This window comes from Streptomyces sp. NPDC050211, from assembly GCF_040656035.1.
In the GTDB taxonomy this organism is placed as follows: Bacteria; Actinomycetota; Actinomycetes; order Streptomycetales; family Streptomycetaceae; genus Streptomyces.
Genome location: NZ_JBFALC010000151.1, coordinates 1 through 4667, shown reverse-complemented (window position 1 = coordinate 4667; position 4667 = coordinate 1). Strand labels below are relative to the sequence as shown.

General features: G+C 67.5%; 4 protein-coding genes. 1 reads left to right on the top strand and 3 read right to left on the bottom strand.

Annotated elements, in window-relative coordinates; genetic code table 11:
* Nucleotides 1–150 precede the first annotated feature (150 nt).
* A complete protein-coding gene (locus AB0I98_RS49455; RefSeq protein WP_362953048.1) occupies nt 151–1056 on the bottom strand; it encodes a transposase family protein in 906 nt (301 codons plus the stop codon).
* Between the two features lie 131 nt (nt 1057–1187).
* A complete protein-coding gene (locus tag AB0I98_RS49450; protein WP_362953046.1) occupies nt 1188–1970 on the bottom strand; it encodes a transposase in 783 nt (260 codons plus the stop codon).
* Between the two features lie 58 nt (nt 1971–2028).
* On the opposite strand from AB0I98_RS49450, the gene add reads away from it, so the two are divergent.
* Nucleotides 2029–3063 carry an adenosine deaminase gene (gene add / locus AB0I98_RS49445; RefSeq protein WP_362953044.1) on the top strand — a complete coding sequence of 345 codons (1035 nt, stop codon included), beginning with the start codon at nt 2029–2031 and terminating at the stop codon, nt 3061–3063.
* A gap of 270 nt (nt 3064–3333) precedes the next feature.
* Here the strand turns inward: add and AB0I98_RS49440 are convergent, their stop codons facing one another.
* Nucleotides 3334–4506, bottom strand: coding sequence for an IS4 family transposase (locus AB0I98_RS49440; protein WP_362953042.1), 1173 nt, complete (start codon nt 4504–4506; stop codon nt 3334–3336).
* Between the last annotated feature and the right edge of the window lie 161 nt (nt 4507–4667).

Below are 4667 nucleotides of genomic sequence, written 5' to 3'. Positions count from 1 at the left end.
CGCTCACATGCACAACCTCGCGCTCGCATCATGACCAGAAGTCCGCAATCACGAGCCCTGACCTGCCCGAACACGGCCTTGTGCAACACCCTTTAACGACCTCGTGCATGGTTGGCCGTGGCACGTCGAGAGCTGCGGCGCTGAGGGCGGTCACGCTCGATGGCCGCGGGCGAGGACGGCGGTCTGCTGGTGTGAGAGCAGTCCAGCAACGGCTTGGACGATGTCGCTCATGTGCTCGCGACGGCCAAGGTGGCGGGCGAGAGCCCGCCAGTTCTTCAGGTGCGCGATGCCGTGCTCGACGCGAATGCGCCGTGAGGAGTGCGCCTTGCGCTGCTGCTCGTGCCGCTCCTCGTACCAGCTGGGAGCGTTCTTCTTGAACTTGCGATGTGGCGGCGTCACCACCCGCCCACCGGTCTGCGCGCCCATGCCCTGATAGCCGGCGTCCGCGAGGATCTCCAGGAACGGGCCGTCGGCCAGAAGCTGGGCCAGTCCAAGCTGCCGGGCCTGGGTGATGTCGGCACAACTGCCCGGCCGAACCGGGCTGCAGAACAGCACCCTCCCCTCGACGTCCGTGACGACCATGGTCTTGACGGCGTTCTGCTTGGTCTTGCCGGAGATGAACGTGTCCCGGTCCTTGCGACCCGCGGCCGGGCGTCGGACGCGGATCTCCGTTCCGTCGATGATCCCGGTCTGACCGCCGGTGCCCAGGTGCTCGATGACCTCGGCGAGCGTACGCAGCCGGACCGCCGGCGCGACAGTGCAGCCCCGTTGTGCCAGCAGCGGTCGCACCTCACCGATGGCGCGGGTGATGGTCGAGCGGTCCACACCGAACCAGCAGGCCAGCACGTCATGGGTGGTGCCGTGGCGCAGGTTAACCAGGGTGGCAAGCAGGCGGTCGACAAAGACGAGCTTGTGCTTCGCCCCGGCTCCCACAGCCCGCTGACGCCGCCGAGCCGTGAGCCGAGCCTGATGCCGCTCGTGCCACAACGGCCCAACCTCAGCGATCAGTTCACCGATCACCTCCGGCGACAGCCCAGTGACCCGGTACTCCGCCACGATCAACTCACGCGCCCCAGCCCCCACCACGCACAGTTCAACGAGCCACCTGGGTCCCGAGCCACGGCCAACCATGCACGAGGTCGTAAAGGTTGTCCCGTAAAGTGATCTTCGAGTTAGTGCGGGCGGGATCAGCTGTTCGTTGCCAATCCGTCAAGGACGAGGTTGTGTAGGCGGGCGATGCCGAGCATGGCGAGGTGGACGCCGTCGCCTTTGAGGCGGCAGTCGCGCAAGATCTTCCAGCCCTTCATTCGGGCGAAGGTGTGCTCGACGCGGGCGCGAACTCGCTTGTGGGAGCGGTTGTGTTCCTCCTTCCAGGTAGGCAGGTCGCTTCCCTTTTCGCGTCGGTGTGGGATGAATAGGCCGGTCCCCTGGTATCCGCCGTCGGCGATCGTCTTGGTGGTACCGACGGTGGCCTTGGCTCCGGACTCTTCCCAACCGCGGGAGTCGTGCCGATTACCGGGCAAGGGTCGGCCGACCACGACGACCAGGCGGGTGTCGGCGTCGATAACGACCTGGTGGGCTGTGGAGTAGCGATAGTTCTTGGACTGCGCGGCGATCGTGCGGTCGCGGGTCGGCACCAAGGTTCCGTCCACGATGAGCACAGTGTCCTTACGGAAGCGCCTTCGCTGCCGGAGCGCCAGCATCGGACCGAGGTGGTCGATGATCCGGTCTGCGGCCGACTTGGAAATCCCGAACAACGGAGCCAGCTGTCGCATCGTCAAGTTCGTGCGCCAGTATGCCGTGACCAGCAGAACTCGGTCCTCCAGCGGCAGACTCCAGGGACGCCCGCGCTGTTGATCTGCAGCCTGCTCGCGTCGTATCTCGGCTACCAGCTTGGCGAAGCAGCGCGGGGTCAGCCCCGTGAAGGGCTCTATCCAGGACGGCACCGACGCCGTAATCACACCAGCCACGCCGTGATGGTTACATCTCCCAACAGCCGTCACGGGGGAAGCCATAGAGTGAGGCCCCGTGCGAAGCCTGGACTGTCTGCCGAAAGCCCATCTCCATCTTCATCTCGAAGGCGCGATGCGTCCTGCCACGCTCGCGGAGCTGGCGGGCGAGCGTAACCAACGGCCGCCGCATTTCGGCGGCCTCACCTCGTTTGAGCACTTCAACGCCTTGCATGGCGCCGCTGCCCGGCTGGTGCGCGAGGGCCCGCGCAGGAACCTCCTGCGGCTGGTACGCGAGGTGGTCGAGGATGCTGCCGCGGACGGAGCGGTATGGATCGAACCGCACCTCAACCCCCTGACCTACGACGACGATCCGGACGCCGCGCTCGACCTGCTGGACGAGGTGATTGACGAGGGCCGCCGCACGGGCGCCCGGCTGGGCGTCGGCTTCGGCATCCTGGTGTTCGCCCGACGCAACGCGGACCCGTCACATGCAGTCGAGGCCGCCCGCCTCGCGGCCAGACGATCAGGTAACGGGGTGGTTTCCTTCGGCCTGGCCGGAGATGAGACCCGCCAGGCCCCTGAGTCGTTCGCTGAGGCGTTCGCCATCGCCCGCGATGCTGGGCTGATTCCCGCCCCGCATGCAGGGGAACTTGCCGGCCCGGCCAGCGTGCGCGCCGCACTCGATGTACTCGGCGCCCGACGGATCGCCCACGGCGTACGGGCAATCGAAGACCCGGCTCTTCTAGCCCGCCTGGCCGCGGAAGGCATAGTCCTCGACGTCTGCCCCACCTCCAACGTCGCCCTCGGGGTCGTCGCGTCCCTGTCAGCGCACCCCCTGCCGCTGCTGCTGCAAGCAGGCGTCCGGTGCACCCTCAACGCCGACGACCCTCTGCTGTTCGGTCCGGGTCTGCTGCAGGAGTACGAAACAGCCCGCACGGCGCTATCCCTTACCGACACCCAACTCGCCGCCGTGGCCCGTACCTCGCTCGAAGCTTCCGGCGCCCCGCGCGCCACTGTGGAAGACGCTGTCACCCGCATCGGCACATGGCTGGACATCTCTGGCCAGGAAACTACGCCCCCAACCCAACAGGCGTCGACCGCCGCACCATAGGGCGCCTTCTGTAACGACCAGCCAGAGATTGCGGGACAACCTTTAAAGGCAATGCCGTTGCGTTAGGCAGTTGCTGGTTGGGGCCGTTGGATGCGGACTGCTCGGGTGCCGGTGTGGGTGGGTTGGGGCCAGGCGTGGTGTTCGGCCCGTTTGAGCCGATAGTTGGACATCTTGCGTTTGACGACGCGGGGCTGGCTGCGCAGGCGTCTTGCGGGAAGGAGCCGTTCCAGCAGGTCGTGCTGGAGCAGGACGAGTGTTCTGACCAGCAGGTCAGGGGGAAAAGCTGCCCGGCGTGACGGTCACACTGCGCCGGGCGGAGCGCAGGGTTTCGGTGAAGGAGATCCGGTCGGCATCCAGGCCCCGGGTGGCGGCGGTTCTCACCATCAACTCGCGCAGCGCGTGGTGGACCAGCAGGTGCGCCCAGATCTGCTGCAGGACGCCGTCGGGGGTCTTGCTGGTGAGCACGACGCGGGCTCCGCGCTGATGGGTTTTGAGCTCGGCGAACACGGCTTCCGCCTCCCAGCGCTCTTGGTAGAGCGCGGCCAACTGGCGGGCGGGATAGCGGCGGGCGTCGAGCAGGGTGGTCACGAGCCGGTAGTCCTCGGCCACCCGGGCGGTGCCGTGCAGTTGGTAGGCCACTACCCGCACCGTGACCGGATCACGGTGGCTGCGGTCGCTGGTGGCGTGGATGCGCGAGAGCCAGGATCCGTCCCGCAACTGCCGGTCGACGGGCAGGACGCGGTTGGCGGGCACCCGCCACAACAGATCGGCCCCGCTGTCGGTGAAGGCCCGCCACAACGGAACACCCAGGAACTCCCGGTCGGCCAGGACGAGCTGGCCCTCTTGGCAGGAACGGGGCAGGCGGCCGACCAGGGTGACCTCGCCGGTGCGGCAGCCGGCCAGTTCCGCGTCCAGCACGAGATGCGTACCCACCTCGATCAGGCAGGCCATCCGCACCTGGGGAAAGCAGGACTTGTCGTGGCCGCGGGGGTTGCCGGGCCGGCCGAAGGCGGCTTCGTTGGCCGCACTGTCGGCGACGTCCCAGCAGGTCCCGTCCACCGCCAGCAGCCGCAGCCCCCGCCAGAACACTCCCGGGGTGGCCTCGGTCCCCATCGGCTTCGCGGCCGTGGCAAACAACACCCGCAGCGGCTCCGAACCCAGCCGCTGGCGGGCCCGAAACAGCGACGACTTCGCCGGCACGTGCCAGTCACCCAGCAACCCCGCACCTCGCAGGCCCTCGACCAGCTGCCGCATCACTTCCAGATACGGCGCTGGCGAGAACAGGGCCAGCGCGAGCACGAAGTACACCACCAGCCGAGCCGGCAACAGGCGCCTGCGATGCTCCGCACGACCACAGGCGGCCACCACACGATCCACCAGACCCGGTGGATACACCCAGGTCAGCAGGCCTAACCCGGATAACTCGCCGACACTCGCAGACACCCGAACCACCCCCCGGGAGCACTACACAGCAGCGTACGCCCGCGAGCTAACGCAACGGCATTGCCTTTAAAGGGTGTTGCACAAGGCTCTGAGCTGGGCATCTCTTCTGTATGGCCGGGGTCTTACGCGCTGAGCGGGTGTGGGTGGAGACGTTCACGGGG